We start from the raw sequence: 15,858 nt of genomic DNA on the forward strand, positions 1-15,858 counted from the left end.
GTCGCTTGCATGTCCCTCCGCCTTACCGGTTTAACCGCCGCCGCGCATACACCTTTCTTGGACGATGGCAGCCTGCATTTGGCGGCAATTGACCGCGCCGCCGAGCATTTCTTGTCCGTGGGCGTGGAGCGGGTGTTTATCTGCGGAACCACCGGCGAGAGCCATTCTTTGACCGTGGCCGAGCGGCAGGCGATCGCCGAGCGCTGGCTGACGGTCGCCCGCGGCACAAAGTTGCAGGTGGTAGTCCACGTGGGGAGCAACTGCCTGGCTGATAGCGCCGAACTGGCCCGGCACGCCCAGCGACAAGGGGCGTTGGCGATCGCGGCGGTCGCGCCGTCGTATTTTAAGCCGCCGCACATCCCGGCGCTGATCGCTTGCCTGCGGCAGATTAGTTCCGCCGCGCCGGATTTACCCTTTTATGCCTATGATATTCCCGTCATGACCGGACTAAGTTTATCCATGGCGGAATTGCTGGAGCAGGGACAGGCCGATTTACCCCGCTTGAACGGGCTAAAATTTACCAACCCCGACCAAAAGACGTTTCAATTTTGCCTGCAATACCAGGGGGGGCGGTATGACATCTTGTGGGGATTGGACGAGGCGCTGCTGGGGGCGTTGGCATTGGGCGCCACGGGGGCGATAGGCAGCAGTTATAACTTTGCCGCCCCGATTTATCTGCGGATGTGGCGGGCGTTTAGGGAACATGATCTGCCGCTCGCCCGCCAAGAACAATTTCGCGCCGCACGGGTCATTGCCGCGCTGGTCCAGGCGGGATACCTGCCAGCGACAAAACAGGTGATGTGCTGGCTGGGCATTCCCGTAGGCCCCCCGCGCCTGCCACTGGTCGCGCTGACCACCGCCCAAGCGTCAACATTGCGTAAGCAACTGGATGAGATGGAATTTTGGAGCTGGATCGACCAAGAGCCGGTTGGGGAGTAGGAGGGGAGATGAGAGGCAAGGGATGAGAGGCGGGAGATGGGAGGCGAGTGACGAGAGACAGAAGACGGGAGAAGCGAGTGGCGGAATTCAGCTCCGGAGGAGCGTCATCTTTATAGTAACCGACAACACACCACAAATATAATTATTTATTTATTCTTTTAATTGACATGTCCGCCGGGCATCGGCCAGCCCCCTAGCCCAATATTTTGATTACAATAGGTTCATGCGCGAATTTCGTATATTTCAATTTTTCGGAACCAAATCCTTGACGGGGCTGAGGGGAATGCATCTTATGGGAATAGCATTGAACGGCATCATAGCGGTTTTGAACAGCGGAACGCGACTGAGAGGCAATATTTTGGTGTATTGGAGCAAAAATATGCCTGCAGGTGTTTTTCAAATGGCGGGGATGCCATACCTTGATGGGTGTCCCCAGCGGGGTTCCGTTTCCCGCCCGATTCACCAATATGTGATGTTCTGTCTGGCGTTGCTCGCCTGTTTTACTGCTAATACTCCGGCCCAGGCGGTTGAAGCGCGGCTTTTGTACAAGTTGACCGCGCCTGACGGGCAGCCAAGCGAGGGTTTTGGCAGTCTATTAACTATAATCGATGGCGATTTATTGGTAACCGCACCTGCGGTTACAGAACATCTTCCTTCAGTGGATGTGCAAAATTTTGCAAATGGTAAAGCGTATCTGTTTGACGGAGCGACGGGTGCATACAAGTTCGCTTTAAGCAATCCCGAGCCGATGAACCTGGATCGATTCGCCGAAGCTGCGACGGGCGGCGATGGACAGGTGTTTCTATCGGCTATAGGGCTGCAGGAGCGCGTTTATGCGTTTAGCGCGGTCACGGGCAATTACCTGGGAAAAATTCAGAATCCAGAGCCTGTATCCGCGAAATTTGGCGGCAGCATAGCCTACGGATCGGGGAGTTTGCTGGTGGCGGCTCCTTCGTACAGTGATCCAGCGAACGATTACCAAAATGATCGCCTATATATCGGCCAAGTGTATCTATACAACGCGAATACGAGGGAGTTAGAGCTAACCATACCCAATCCGGAGCCAAGCTGGGGCGACCTTTTTGGATATAGTGGCATGGTAGTTAATCGGGATTCAATTTTAATCAGTTGCGTTGCCGATGGTCCGTTAAATGAGCCAAGTAATTTTGCGGGGCGTGTGTGGGAATTAGATCGTCAGTCGGGTCAAGTGTTGGGTACACTGGAAAATCCCAACCATACAATGGAATTTTTAGAATGGGATTGGTTTGGCTATAACGTAGCTGCAAATGAGCAATTGATAGTTGTTAGTGCCGATGAAGAAGACACTAATGGAATATACGGATCCGGGATGGTTTATATTTTTGATGCATTATCCGGAAATTTGTTGCACGCGCTCCACAGCCCTTTTCCTCGAGAAAATGCAGAGTTTGGTCAAACATTGGCGATTAATGCCGCTGGCCAAGTCCTGATTGGAGAAAGCAACTATTTGCAAAACGGTTTAAGTGGCACTTCTCAAGTCTATCTCTATGACGGACACAGTGGGCAATTATTGGCAACGATAATAAACCCTGATTCATCTATCAGCTACACAGGGTCTGTCACGACTTTTGAAAACCGCATTTATATTAGTGCTCTCGGGACTGGAGCGAGTGACCTCCCCTACACAAGCTCGGTTTACGTCTATGAGATCATTCCCGAGCCGTCGTTTTGGATGCTGGCTGTGTTGGCAATATCATATTTTGGAATAAGACACATTTTATGGAACGGGCCAAAGAGATTGAGCACTTGTGCGCCTCGTATTGCTCTAACGTCCCAAACTTAGGATACCCTTCTTAACCAGTCCTTGCCACGCTCTTGCCGGTTCCATTTCCTTGCACCGCGAATCATCCATTATAAAAAACCAAGTGGCACTGGCGTTCCGCCAGTGGAGGGCCAATTACAATTCGGTTTACAGCTAAATAGTATGTTAAGTTCAATGCCCCATGCCCTCCCCACCCCAGCTCATCACGGGTTTTCTCGCCGCGGCCACTTCGTCCGGGCGGCTGGTCGCGGTGGAGTGCGGCGCGCTGTGCAGGTAATCGGCGGATTCCTCGGTGATGCGAAACAGCGTCTCGGCAAAGGCGTCCAGCGTTTCCCGGCTTTCGGTCTCGGTCGGTTCGATCATCAGGGCCTCGCGCACGGTCAGGGGAAAATAAACCGTCGGCGCGTGAAAGCCGTAATCCAACAGCCGCTTGGCGATGTCCATCGCGCTGATCCCTTTCTCGGTCTTCAGCTTTTGGCCGCTCGCCACGAATTCGTGCAGGCAGCGGTCGCCATGCGGCACCGGGAAAATGTGTTTCACCTTAGCCAATAGATAATTGGCGTTGAGCACCGCGTTTTCGGAGACGCTTTTTAGCCCGTCCGGTCCATAGCTGCGAATGTAACAGTACGCCCGCACCAGCACGCCCACCTGGCCAAAAAAGCTGCGGACCCGGCCGATGGAATGGGGATGGTCATGATCCAAAAAGTAACGGTCGCCGTCGCGGCCCACGCGCGGCACGGGCAAAAACGGGGCCAGCATGCCCCTCACGGCGATCGGTCCCGCCCCCGGACCGCCCCCCCCATGCGGGCCGCTAAACGTCTTGTGCGGGTTATAGTGCATCATATCCGCCCCAAAGTCGCCGGGGCGGGCCTTGCCCAGGATGGCGTTCATGTTCGCCCCATCCAGGTAAATCAGCCCCCCCCGCGCGTGAATCAGGTCGGCGATCGCCTTCACCTGCGGCTCAAACAGGCCCAGCGTGTTGGGATTGGTGATCATAAAGACCGCGACGTCGTCGGTCAGCTTGGCCCGCAAATCGTCCAGGTCCACAAACCCCTGGACGTTACTTTTGACCGTGATGGCGTCAAATCCGGCCATGGCGGCGCTGGCGGGATTGGTACCGTGGGCGCTATCCGGGGCCAGGACCTTGGTCCGGTGTTCTCCCCGCGAGCGAAAGTAGGCCGCCGCCACCATGAGCGCGGTCAATTCACCATGCGCCCCCGCCGCCGGTTGCAGGGAAACCGCGTCCAACCCGGCGATCTCCGCCAGATAGTGCTGCATCTCAAAGAGGAGCTGCAATAAACCCTGTAGCGTTTCTTCCGGCTGGTAGGGGTGCAAATCGACAATGCCGGGCAAGTTGGCCGCCTGTTCATTGCGCTTGGGGTTGTACTTCATCGTACAGGAACCTAACGGATAAAAGTGCGTGTCCACGGACATATTCAGCGTGGAGAGATTCAGGAAATGCCGGACGATCTGTGGTTCGGTCACTTCGGGCAACGGGGGGACATCGCGCGCGAGCGCATCCGCGGGCAGCAGATCCGTCAGCGGTTGCTCCGGCACATCACACACCGGCACCCGCGTGGCCCGGCGGCCAGGAAGGGACTGTTCAAAAAGTAACGCCGTGGCACGGGTGTTGCGCATAGGGGAGTAGTGGAGGAGTGGAGGAGTGGAGTTTTGAGGAATGGAGGAGTGAAGCAAAATAGAGTCTCTAGTCTCTAAACTCCAGACTCCAAAAACCAAATACCAAAAACCATTAAGATCCCGCGAGTAGGACTTGTCGGCGGGGGGCTGATGCCAATGCCCGGACCAAGCCGTCGATTTCGCTCTTGGTACGCTTTTCGGTCACGGTTACTAACAAGCAATCCGCCATGTCGTGGTACCACTGACCAAGGGGAATACCGGCAAAGTAGCCCGCATTTCCGGCGGTTTCCAGCAGTTCCATGACTGCCCCGTCGTAATCGCGGATCACAAATTCCTGGTAAAACGGCCGATCAAACGCCGCGCCAAACCGGTTGAGCCGCACCAACTGTTGCTGGGCGTAATGGGCTTTTTGCAGGCACAGATTGGCGGTCTCGCGTAGGCCCTGGGGACCCAACGACGCTAGATACACTGTCGCCCGCAGGGCAAACAACCCCTGATTGGTGCAAATGTTGCTAGTCGCTTTTTCCCGGCGAATGTGCTGTTCGCGGGTTTGCAGGGTCAGCACCCAACAGCGCTGGCCGCGACGGTCGACTGTTTGTCCCACGATGCGACCGGGCATCCGGCGGACAAATTCCTCGCGGCAGGCCATGATGCCCAGGTAGGGACCGCCATACTGCAGCGGCGTCCCTAGGGATTGTCCCTCCGCAATGGCAATGTCCGCCCCGTAATCCCCCGGTCGCTGCAACAGTCCCAGGCTGATCGGATCGAACGAGACGATGTACATTGCCCCCCGGGCATGGGCGATCTGGCCCAATTGTTGGACTTGCTCTAGATTGCCAAAAAAGTTGGGATGTTGAATAAGGACGGCCGCGGTCTGGTCATCGACGACGGCGGCCAAATCCTCGGGAGTGACCACGCCATCCGGCGTCCCCACGGTGACCAGTTCGGTATCCAAATCCGCAAAGTAAGTTTCGATAATGGCGCGGTATTCGGGGTGGACGCTGGCCGCGGTGACCACTTTTTTATGCCGCTGGGTAGCGCTGATGCTCATGAGGACCGCCTCCGCCGCGGCGCTTCCCCCGTCATACAAACTGGCGTTGCTGATCGGCAGGCCGGTCAGCTCGGTGATCATGGTTTGATATTCAAAGAAGACCTGCACATTCCCTTGGCTAACTTCCGGCTGATAGGGGGTGTAGCTGGTGTAAAACTCTCCCCGTCCCGCCACGTAATCGACCACGCTGGGGATAAAGTGGTCATAAGCCCCCCCGCCCAAGAAGCAGACGCGCTGCGCCGGGGAGACATTTTTTGCGGCTAATTCCCCCATGTGGGCCATTAACTCTTGCTCGGTCAGGGCGGGAGGGAGGTTCAGGGGGCGATTGAACCGCAATTCCGGCGGAATCATCGTAAACAGTTCGTCAATGGACTGCACGCCGATCGTGGCCAGCATGGTTTCGACATCGTGCGGAGTATTAAGCAGGTAAGCCATGCGGGAGGAGAGTGGTTAGTGGGTAGTGGATAGTGAGTTGGGAGGTGAGAGGCGGGAGACGGGAAGTGGATAACTGGTATCTCATTCTGCATTCATCATTCTGAATTCTGCCTTCCTCAATGGTTGTGGCATTCTTTTTCATAAGTTGCATGATCCAGCAGATGTCCCGTTCCCGCGCCGGAATCGAGCTTGATTTTCACTAGCCATCCAGCGTTGTAGGGATCCGTATTGAGCGTTTCTAGTCGATTGGCCAAGTCGGTATTGGCGGCGATGATCTCTCCCGCCACCGGACTATACAAATCACTAACCGCTTTTACCGATTCGATTTCACCAAATACGTCTCCCACATTGACATGTTTTCCCACGGGGGAAAGCTGCATATGAACCAGGTCCGTCAGGGCCTCGACGGCAAAGGCCGATATTCCCACCACGGCCACTTGCTGTTCGCCCGAGGTTTCTAAACGGACCCATTCGTGGGTTTTGGCATAGTGCAGATTGGTCTGTGACATGGCGGGTGGTGGGGAAAGAAAGTGGTTAGTGGATGGTGGGAAGACTATTCAACCGGACGCTAGGGCGTGGCGGCTGATGTGGTGGTTTGTGTGTTAAAGTTACTTACGCTTGTAAAATGGCAGCGGCACAACCGTGACCGGGACCAAAGTCCCCCGCAGATTGATCTGTAGTTCTGTCCCGGGCGCGGAAACACCCGGCGGAACGTACGCCATGGCGATGCCCCGCTCTAGCGTGGGCGAGTAGGTGCCGCTGGTCACCACGCCAATTTGCGGTGCGGGGTCAGGACTATTTGCTCCATTGGTAACCGCCGCGTGCACGGGATATTGCTCGCGCGGGGCGCGTTTGCCCTCTACCGTCAGGCCGACCCGCGTCTTGGCTACGCCAGATTCCTTTTGGCTTTGTAATAGAGCATGACCGGGAAACGATCTCTCCCCTAAAGTCACGGCAAAGCCCAAGCCCGCCTCTAGCGGCGTGGTCGATTCATCCAGTTCATGCCCATACAGCGGCATCGCGGCTTCCAGCCGCAGGGTATCGCGCGCACCCAGGCCGCAAGCCATAACGCCATGAGTCTGGCCTGCTTGCAGCAATTTTTGCCAAACATCCACCGCCGCTCCGGCGGGAATAATCAGCTCGCAGCCATCTTCCCCGGTGTAGCCGGTCCGGCTAATCAGCGCCGGTACCCCGCCCACCTGCCCTCGGCCGCAGTGATAGTATTTCAATGTTGCGGGTGAGAAATCCGCAAATCGCGCAACCAGCCCCAGCGCGTCCGGTCCCTGTACGGCGATCATCGCCGTGCTAGCGGTCAAATCATGCACAGTTATTGCCCGAGGCAATCGCGACCGCAGCCACGCGATCACTTTTTGCCGGTTGCTGGCGTTGACCACCATGCCCACCTGCGGACCAGGGGGTATTTCACCTGCGGGAGTATCTGCAACTGTAGCGGCAATTTCCCCTGATATGCCCGCGGGAACATGATAGACCAGCACATCATCCAGAATCCCCGCCGCATCGTTGGTGAGCAGACTGTAGCGAATCTGCCCAGGAGCCAAATCGCTGACGCGCCGCGTGGTTAAACCGTCCACGGCCGCCAGCACCTGGGTGACAGAATCACCCGCGCTCGAGGAAAACAGCAGCCGGCCCATGTGGCTGACATCAAACAGCCCGGCGACGGTACGGACGGCGGTATGCTCGGCCACGATAGAGCTGTACTGAACCGGCATGGACCAGCCGCCAAATTCCACCATGCGACCGCCAGCGGCGGCATGCCAGGCATGCAGCGGTGTCTGCAAAAGCGGCAAAGATAGATTGGGCTGGGTCACGTGCGGCAAATCTTTATATTTTTTGGTCAAAAATGGGCCAATCCGCTTTATTTTGGATTCACCGTGCTAATGTGGTCCTACCGGTGCCAGGAACGGAACATGCCCCGAAGGCAGTGTTGAGAGCACATCCGTGGCTACAATAATTTTGACCACGGCCAGCGTCAGCAATGCTGACCAGGCCGGGGATTACCGCGCGAGCATGGGAGCCTGACCCCCGGTAAGGTGACCTGCACACATAATGTGTGTCATTCACCGAACCAAGTCGGGCTTCTTCCACGGAGCGCCAAATTGCCAAAGGACACTGGGATTTTAGTCCTTTGACCAGAGTCTGTACAGTAGCGAGATTTCGACAGTTTTTCTTACGCGAAAAAATTTGCATCGTCGCCAGCATTCTTCCCTGGTCTAGCCAGCCTGCCTTGTCCGCGGGAATGTGCCTTTAGCGTATATTTAACTATACATACTGGCGGCTTGGCAAACCTTGACGAATAGCCAGCCTTTAGCGGTTAAGTTGTTGCTAGCAGGGGATTTAGGAAAACGCCCCGACACCTTCGGCCAGTCCGGGCAAAAACTTGAAAAAATATTTTTTTGTCCTAAGTCGTTATCGGCTGTGTAGTTGAGTCAGGACTAGCCGCGCGGGGCAAAAAATAGCATTTGCCAAGGTCCAATTTTGCGCCCACATTGCAATGATGGAGTCCACTGTCCGCACAGTCGCGAGGCTGGCATGATCGGTCATGCTAGCAGTCACGGTTGCCATGTTCCCTAAAAAAATTCGGGACTGCGGTAAACCGACATCGAGACTGTCACGTAATACATTTGTTCAGTGGCCCAAGGATCGGGGGTCCGTCTGTTACAGGAAGTGCGCGTCGCCGCGCGCTTCTTTCAACAGGGGGACCCCTGTTTTATTGTCATACCGCGGTGGAGAAAACATTTGCCCGCAACTGACCCTTGTCAGGCAAATTTATTACCTACCGCGGATGGGATAAATGTTGACCCCGGACAGCACCAAGTTGATCGCAAATTGTTCGTGAGATCGCCGTTATGAATCGCCAATTCAAGTTAGCCGCTTTATCCACCACCCTGGCCGCCGCCATTGGCCTGCCGGTGGGAACCGCATTCTGGACTCAGGATAGCTGGGGCCAAAATGTCGGGGCATCCTGCAATGATTGCTGGACCACTCCAGCTGTGGTTGCCACGCCCGCCTTTCGCCTGGAAAGCCGGACCGTCTTTGACCAGCGAGCGGTCACTTCGTACAAGATCGACTGCGAAACCGTCTATGATGAATCGACCATCACCGTCTTTAAGCCTGTGTGGCAAACGGAAATGCGCGAACGGCGATTTACCGTGCAAAAGCCCGTCACCGAAACCAGTGAGCGCGAAGAACGGTTTGTCACCTACAAACCCGTGTGGGAAACCACCATGCGGGATTGCAGTTATGACCGCGTCCGCGAAGTGGTGGAAACCAGCGAGCGCGAAGAACGCGTGATTGTCAGCAAGCCCGTCACCGAGACCTGCGAGAGGTTGGACCGCTATCTGGTCACCAAGCCCGTCACCGAAACCAGCGAACGGGAAGAACGCTATCTCGTCGCCCGACCCGTTACCGAGACGTGCGAGCGCGAAGACCGCTTTTTAGTCCGGCGCCCCGTTACCGAGACATTTGAACGGGAGCAGTTTCACACGGTCTTTGATCCCGTCACCACCTTTCAAACCAATGTCGTTGACCAGGGATTTATGTCCCAGGCCACCGTCTGCGTTCCCGGCCCCACCCGCACACGGCTGATGTTCCGGCCTAATGGCTGCGTGGTTGATCCCGTCACTGGCATGACCCAATTCCAAAGGGGCGGCCTGGGCTGGGGCACGGTCGCCGGTCCCTCCCAACCGGCCACGGTCAACGTGTGGAACTCTAACCCCGTCGCGGTGCAAACACCTGTGACCACCATGCAGCCCCGCACCGTCGCGACCAAGGTGCCGGTCTCGGTCACGCGGATGGTCGAACAAGAAGTCGTCCAAAAAGTCCCCGTGCAAACCACCCGCATGGTTCAGGAAGAAATGGTCCGCAAGGTCCCCGTCCAAACCGTACGCATGGTCCAGGAAGAAATTGTTCGCAAGGTCCCTGTCCAAACCACCCGCATGGTCCAAGAGGAAATCGTCCGCAAGGTCCCCGTCCAAACCGTGCGCAAAGTGACCGAACGGGTCGAAAACATGGTCCCCGTGCAGGTCTGCCGCTATGTCCCCGAAGAGATCGTCCGCAAGGTTCCCGTCCACACCACCCGCATGGTCACCGAGGAACGCGTCGAGGAAATTCCCGTCCAAGTCTGCAAAATGGTGGCCGAGGAACGAGTCGTCCGCACCCCGCGCATCGTCGAACGCCGCACCCCCATCGAACGAACAATTTTGGTCCCCCGCACGGAAACTTTCAAAATTCCCGTCGATGCCTGTGGGCGTGACATATTAACTTCCACCAGTTCCACATCATCCGCATTGGACCGAACTGGCAACAGCGGGAACGGCAGTGGCGCAAGCGGTGAAAGCGCGACCGGCAAACCGACATTGGCGGATCCCCCTAGCGTGATGACATCTAAGAAAGTGACCGAAGACGCGCTGCCAGGACCGGAACCATTTTAAGCCCGGGCCAGGGCGTGACGCCCATATAAGCCAGCGCGTAACGATGCGCTTTTGGCAGGCATGTCATTTTGCCTTCTGCATTGATCAATCTAAAATTCCCCCGCCTCCCATGCCCGCTTGGCTGTTAAATCTTTTGTGCGTGGCCGGGGGTGGAGCCAGCGGTTCCCTGCTACGGTGGTGGACGGCGTTGGGCGTAAAGTCCCTGCTGGGAAACGCCTGGCCCTGGGGGACGCTGACGGTGAATATCCTCGGCTGCTTTTTGTTCGGCTTCGGCTTTCAATGGTCCCTAGCGCGCGGCGTCCCCGACGACCACCCCCTCCGGCTACTCTTCTTTACCGGCTTTTTAGGGGCTTACACGACTTACAGCACTTTTGCCTTTGATTCGCACGAGTTGCAGCTATCGCGCGGCTGGCACTGGGCCATGGTAAATGTCCTGGCCCAAGTGCTATTAGGCTGGTTGGCCGTGTGGGGAGGAATCGCGGCGGCGGGTGCATATAAAAATTAAGAATTAAAAATTAAGAATTAAGAATTTACACTCTCCACTCCCCACCATCCACTCTCCACTCTCCACATCCCACCATCCACTACTCCTTCGCCGGGCGCAGCGGCGCGTGGGCGAGTAAAAACTTCTTTTCCCCCGCCCCGGTCGCAAACTTGACCGTTGCCGTGCGGCGGATCCCCCGACCGCTCAGCGCGGTGATCTTTCCCAGGCCATATTCGGGATGCAGCACCACCATGCCATGGGCGAATGCCTCGGGCGGGACGCGCGGAGGGGGTGTTTCCCGCGCGGGGGAGTCCGGAGCGGTCACCGCAGACCCCTCGGCACCACTTTCTCCGGACAGATGATGCCCTCCATTGCCACCAGGGCCATTCTCCGCGACCGCCAGTTCCGCCGCCGTTTGCAATTTATACTGGGCGATGCGCTCCAGCTTACTTTCCAAAATGGTTTGCAAATCCGCCCGCACGGGAATCACCCGTTCCTCAAAATCTTCGTGAATATGATCCGCGTGGCCGTCGTCCTGTTCCAGCCACGTCAGTTCGCGGACGTGAATCTCGCCGCTGGGCAGCTCCAGCAAAAACATGCTGGGGATGGTCATCCGCGTCTGCCCGCGAAACGTGCGCATCTGCGCCGTGCTCAGGTGCAATTCTGCCTGGGCGCGGGTCATGCCCACGAATAGCAAGCGACGTTCCTCCTCGAGTTCGTCGGCGGCGTGGCGACTGCGCTCATGTGGCAACAAGCCCTCCTCGACGGCGATCAAATAGACCACGGGAAATTCCAGCCCCTTGGCCGCGTGCAACGTCATTAGCGACACGCGGTCAACCTCGGTCTCCCAGCCATCGATATCGTTGGTCAGGCAGGCCTGTTCCAAAAACTGCTCCAACCCGCCGTCATCGGGATGCTGGGCGTCAAATTCGGCCGCCGCCGAGAGTAGTTCTTGAATATTGGCCAGGCGTTCCTCATCCTCGGGGTCGGCTGCGGCGTACAGCTTGTCATAACCGGTGAGGGACAGCACCTGCCCCAAGACCTCTTCCACGGGGGCTTCCCGCGCGAGTTGCAACTGGTCAAAGAGCGCCATGAATTTGGCCGTCGAGGCCATCGCCCGTTTGTTCAGCTCCGCGATTAATCCTGCTTGCCGGGCGGCGTCGGTAATGCCCAGGCCGTGCAAGTTGGCATATTGTTCGATGGCGTCCACCGTGGTTTTGCTAATCCCCCGCGCGGGAAGATTCACAATCCGGCGAAATGCCACCAGATCGCGCGGGTTATTTAGCAACTGCAAATAGGCCAGCAGGTCCTTGACCTCTTTGCGCTGGTAAAATTCCACGCCGCGGACCAACTGATATGGCACCCCTTGTTCGCGCAGGGCATGTTCCAGCGTGCGCGACAGGGCGTTCATCCGGTAAAAAATGGCAAAGTCCCGCGCGCGGCGGCCCGACTTTTGAATGGCTTGCGCGATCGCCACCGCGATGGCGTCCGCCTCGTGCTGCTGGTTGGAGTAGCGCGTCAGTGTGACGGCGGCCCCCTCGTCATTGTCGGTAAACAGCGACTTGGCCTTGCGCTTTTTGTTATGGCTAATCAGCGCGTCCGCCGCCCGCAAGATCGCCTTGGTGCTGCGGTAATTTTGCTCCAGCCGCACAATCGCCACCTGCGGATAATCCTGTTCAAAGTCCAAGATATTGTTCAGATTCGCCCCGCGCCAGCCATAGATCGACTGGTCGGGGTCCCCTGTCACGGCCAGATTGGGATAATCGATCGACATCCCCCGCACGATCATGTACTGCGCAAGATTGGTGTCCTGGTATTCGTCCACCATGATATAGCGATAACGCTCGTCCAGCGCCGCCCGCAGCTCCGATTGCTCGCGTAGTAGCTGCGCCACATGCAGCAGCATATCGTCAAAGTCCACCGCGTTGGCCGACAGCAGGGCTTTTTGATACGCGGGATAAATCTGCTTGACCAAGTTGCCGATCGGGTGGCCGGGGCGGGACTCGTATTGCTCGGGCAAAATCAGGCTGTTCTTGGCCCAACTGATCGCCTGCTGGATCCGCTCCGGCGTGACATGCGTCAGTTGCACCGGGAGCGCGCGGATTGTTTCCTTCAGCAGTTGCAGGCTGTCGCCGGTGTCATAAATGGTAAAGTTCGACCCCAGGCCCACGAATTCGCCGTAGCGGCGTAGTAGGCTGCCGCAAAAGCGGTGAAACGTGCTGACCCAGACGTTTTGGCCGGGGGCGAGCAGTTCGAGCCGGCGTTTCATTTCGTCGGCGGCTTTGTTGGTAAAGGTCATCGCCAGGACCTGCCGCCCCGGCACCCCCTGGCGGAGGATGTACGCCACGCGATGGGTGACGACGCGGGTTTTGCCGCTGCCGGGCCCGGCCAGGATCAGCACCGGCCCGGCAATGGTGGTCACCGCCGCCCGCTGCGCGGGGGTCAGCATGGACAACAGGTCGTGATGGTCGGGGTTGTGCTGATCCGTAATGTCTGACATGGTTCCTCCGTGAGGGGGCGGCCTCCTAACTAGCCTGGAATGCCCACAGGCTTAGCTCCATTATACAGGAGAAAGTGGCTGAATATGCAAGGCTACGCGATACATCCTAGATAAAGTTCTTAGTCGCTTCGCTAAACGCTAAATTTTGCGTATGCCTAACTTTATATCTAGGGAACTTCTACATTACCCAGTTAGCTTGAAACGTGTCCAGAAAACTATTGGCACGTGCCCGCCATACCCCGTTAGACGTGGCTGGTTTAATTCCTCGCTCAAAAGCCTCTTTAATTGCCCCAGACGAGGGAAGAAACAGTCTCTCTCTAGCTTTAAAGTCAGGGTTATGGCCTGCATAGGGCATGTCCGCATGCAGCAATTCGTGGTACAAGAGAAACTCCATCACAAATTGAGGTACATCCGGTGAATTCAGAATTGGATTGATGCTGATACTGCAATCAGATTGTCGGTAAAAGCCAAACAAGCCCTTGCTGACTCGATTCATCCAACGCAGATCGCCCAGCTTTGGAGTTCCATTCGGAAAATGAGCTTTGGCTGCAAGCACAATGTCACGAATTTTCACGAGGTTATAACCTGCATCCTGGTTACCCCAGGAATTAGGTTTCGCGGTGGGAACAAGACTTAAAGTTTCAGGCTCCAATGGAAATGGAGGGGGAGTGATTAAGGTAGTTAATTCCCGAGAAACATCTTCTGCAAAGGCGTGAAAATTGTCGCGGTAAACAAAGCTACACGCTGGCAATCGATTCCAGATTTCTTGCATGCGCTCTTGCATCAGTTTTGGTGTCATTTGCTGTTCAAAGATTTGTTTTGCAAGCGCGGATGGGTCAAAATTCCTTTTATCATCAAAAGTGTATTGATGGATCTCGATGTTATTACGCTTAGCCTCCAGTAACGATTGGATATCCAACCAAGATGGCAAAGGATCTGGAGCATCAACAAAATATTTTTGAATCAAGTTTCTAGCATAGTCCTCGGAGACATCCTCGGGAATATTTTTAGAAGCATTAAGGTGGGCCAATAGGGTATCATAACCTTCGCGTTGGTTTTCAAAAACCATGACCGTCCGCTGATTCTGGTCGTCTTCGGATGTGTCCCACCAAATCAACCAGCCATGCGGCAGACATTGAAAGACGCCTTCTAAATGCGCCGCGCAGCTATTTGAAACCAAGCGATAGGCTTCTCGAACCAATTCAATAGGAATCGGCAATGTGGAAATTGGCTTATATTTGTTGGGCGCGATGTCGTTGTCTTGGGCATCTCCCAGCACATATTTGGGATCAAGTACATCAAATTGCTTCCAAGAATCAAGGAATGTAACAAGGTATGCCATGTCATTTCCGTTGGATTTCTTGCCCCGCAAGGCTCGTCCAACCATTTGTGTCATAAGAGTTTCGGACTTAGTGGGGCGCGCAATGAATACCGTGCGAGTATGAGGCGCATCAAACCCTTCGGTCAGCATCTCGACATTGACAATCACATCCAGCTTCTTCTTTGCTTGATAGTGACTCATCACCTCCTGGGCATCGTTCCGGTTGTGGGTCACATAGTCGGCACGAACCCCCGCCTTTTGAAATTCTTCCGCCAACGTGACACAATGCAGCGCATCCGCGGCAAAAACGATAGTTGGCCCATAACGGTCTTTATTCATGAGGTATTGATTGACTATGAGTTTGTTCCGAGGTGCATTCTTCGCTAGGCGACCTAATACGCCGGGAGCGATTTCGCCCCAACGTGCTAAATGACGGTAATCTTCGGGCGTGAAATCTTTTTCGGCTTCAACCCGCGTATCGACAGTTTCAAAGCAAGGTACTGCCAGGACGTTTGCATCTATTAACTTTTGTCGATTGATTTGGTACACAATCGACTCGTCGAATAAATTTGCCAATCGCTGCTGATCTTTGATATCGCCACGCACCGGCGTGGCAGTTAACCCCAGCACTTTGCAGTGTCGTTTCTTGAGACGACGCAACAGTCGAGCATAACTGGCAGCACTGGCGTGATGGGCTTCATCGACGACTACAAATGTTCCTTGGTCTGAATCATCGATAAATAAATCGACATAATCGAGGTTGTCTTGTCGAACCGCGCTTTGCATCGACGAAAATACCACATCGTGCTTTTGCGTGACCATGGACCAAGTAGAATCACTGGAAGAAATGGCAATTAATCCTAATTTTTGCTTCGGATACACTGAGTTGCCCCACTGGTAGAAAGTGTCTAATGCCTGGCGAAGCAAACTACGACGATGGGATAGCCATAGCACCCGCCCGCCCATCCGAACATGATGTTCGAGCAGCCAATTGGCCGCAACCACAGTCTTGCCAGCACCAGTTGGCATCACGATCATGCCAGTCTGATGTTCTTGGTCAAGAAAGTGTTTCGTCATGGCTTGCCAAGCAGCAACCTGATGATCTCGAGGTTTGTTCGGGTACTGCGTATTCGCCGGATTTAGCAAAACTTCGGATTCCCAAGTTTTCATCGTCGACATCGTTTGCTCCAAAAGAATTCTAGGGCAGTGAAATGAAATCTGTGTACTGTGACTAAACA

10 protein-coding genes are annotated in these 15,858 nt (G+C 55.6%); 4 read left to right on the forward strand and 6 right to left on the reverse strand.

Annotation, left to right across the window (positions count from 1 at the left end; translation table 11 throughout):
- The first annotated feature begins 9 nt into the window (after nucleotides 1-9).
- Both SFX18_12450 and SFX18_12455 read left to right on the forward strand, forming a co-directional pair.
- Nucleotides 10-939 carry a dihydrodipicolinate synthase family protein gene (locus SFX18_12450; protein MDX1963957.1) on the forward strand — a complete coding sequence of 310 codons (930 nt, stop codon included), beginning with the start codon at nucleotides 10-12 and terminating at the stop codon, nucleotides 937-939.
- Nucleotides 940-1,162: 223 nt separating this feature from the next.
- Complete coding sequence (locus SFX18_12455; GenBank protein ID MDX1963958.1) at nucleotides 1,163-2,761, forward strand: hypothetical protein; 1,599 nt, start codon at nucleotides 1,163-1,165, stop codon at nucleotides 2,759-2,761.
- A gap of 150 nt (nucleotides 2,762-2,911) precedes the next feature.
- Here SFX18_12455 and gcvPB read toward each other — a convergent pair whose 3' ends face one another.
- The 4 genes from gcvPB to gcvT all read right to left on the reverse strand — a co-directional run bounded on the left by gcvPB (nucleotide 2,912) and on the right by gcvT (nucleotide 7,693).
- Nucleotides 2,912-4,378: an aminomethyl-transferring glycine dehydrogenase subunit GcvPB gene (gene gcvPB / locus SFX18_12460; GenBank protein MDX1963959.1), complete on the reverse strand. Its 1,467-nt coding sequence runs from the start codon at nucleotides 4,376-4,378 to the stop codon at nucleotides 2,912-2,914.
- Between the two features lie 112 nt (nucleotides 4,379-4,490).
- The gene (gene gcvPA / locus SFX18_12465; GenBank protein ID MDX1963960.1) at nucleotides 4,491-5,864 is read right to left on the reverse strand and encodes an aminomethyl-transferring glycine dehydrogenase subunit GcvPA; all 1,374 of its coding nucleotides are present in this window, start codon (nucleotides 5,862-5,864) and stop codon (nucleotides 4,491-4,493) included.
- 116 nt (nucleotides 5,865-5,980) lie between these two features.
- On the reverse strand, nucleotides 5,981-6,373 hold the full coding sequence (gene gcvH, locus SFX18_12470) for a glycine cleavage system protein GcvH (GenBank protein MDX1963961.1): 393 nt from the start codon (nucleotides 6,371-6,373) through the stop codon (nucleotides 5,981-5,983).
- 99 nt (nucleotides 6,374-6,472) lie between these two features.
- Entirely contained in the window at nucleotides 6,473-7,693 is a 1,221-nt protein-coding gene (gcvT, locus tag SFX18_12475; GenBank protein ID MDX1963962.1) for a glycine cleavage system aminomethyltransferase GcvT, read from the reverse strand.
- Between the two features lie 1,038 nt (nucleotides 7,694-8,731).
- On the opposite strand from gcvT, the gene SFX18_12480 reads away from it, so the two are divergent.
- The gene (locus tag SFX18_12480; protein MDX1963963.1) at nucleotides 8,732-10,315 is read left to right on the forward strand and encodes a hypothetical protein; all 1,584 of its coding nucleotides are present in this window, start codon (nucleotides 8,732-8,734) and stop codon (nucleotides 10,313-10,315) included.
- Between the two features lie 109 nt (nucleotides 10,316-10,424).
- Nucleotides 10,425-10,820, forward strand: a complete 396-nt coding sequence (gene crcB, locus SFX18_12485; protein MDX1963964.1) for a fluoride efflux transporter CrcB — start codon at nucleotides 10,425-10,427, stop codon at nucleotides 10,818-10,820.
- Nucleotides 10,821-10,899: 79 nt separating this feature from the next.
- On the opposite strand, the gene SFX18_12490 is transcribed toward crcB, so the two are convergent.
- Both SFX18_12490 and SFX18_12495 read right to left on the reverse strand, forming a co-directional pair.
- Nucleotides 10,900-13,299 (reverse strand): 3'-5' exonuclease, encoded by a 2,400-nt coding sequence (locus SFX18_12490; GenBank protein ID MDX1963965.1) that lies wholly within the window; start codon nucleotides 13,297-13,299, stop codon nucleotides 10,900-10,902.
- 178 nt (nucleotides 13,300-13,477) lie between these two features.
- Complete coding sequence (locus SFX18_12495) at nucleotides 13,478-15,799, reverse strand: DEAD/DEAH box helicase (protein MDX1963966.1); 2,322 nt, start codon at nucleotides 15,797-15,799, stop codon at nucleotides 13,478-13,480.
- Nucleotides 15,800-15,858 lie beyond the last annotated feature (59 nt).

The sequence above is a fragment of the Pirellulales bacterium genome (assembly GCA_033762255.1).
In the GTDB taxonomy this organism is placed as follows: Bacteria; Planctomycetota; Planctomycetia; order Pirellulales; family JALHPA01; genus JANRLT01.

Coding starts and splice junctions, on each gene's coding strand:
- crcB (MDX1963964.1), top strand. CDS start 10,425: ATGCCCGCTTGGCTGTTAAATCTTTTGTGCGTGGCCGGGGGTGGAGCC.
- gcvH (MDX1963961.1), bottom strand. CDS start 6,373: ATGTCACAGACCAATCTGCACTATGCCAAAACCCACGAATGGGTCCGT.
- gcvPA (MDX1963960.1), bottom strand. CDS start 5,864: ATGGCTTACCTGCTTAATACTCCGCACGATGTCGAAACCATGCTGGCC.
- SFX18_12495 (MDX1963966.1), bottom strand. CDS start 15,799: ATGTCGACGATGAAAACTTGGGAATCCGAAGTTTTGCTAAATCCGGCG.
- gcvPB (MDX1963959.1), bottom strand. CDS start 4,378: ATGCGCAACACCCGTGCCACGGCGTTACTTTTTGAACAGTCCCTTCCT.
- SFX18_12455 (MDX1963958.1), top strand. CDS start 1,163: ATGCGCGAATTTCGTATATTTCAATTTTTCGGAACCAAATCCTTGACG.
- SFX18_12450 (MDX1963957.1), top strand. CDS start 10: ATGTCCCTCCGCCTTACCGGTTTAACCGCCGCCGCGCATACACCTTTC.
- SFX18_12480 (MDX1963963.1), top strand. CDS start 8,732: ATGAATCGCCAATTCAAGTTAGCCGCTTTATCCACCACCCTGGCCGCC.
- SFX18_12490 (MDX1963965.1), bottom strand. CDS start 13,299: ATGTCAGACATTACGGATCAGCACAACCCCGACCATCACGACCTGTTG.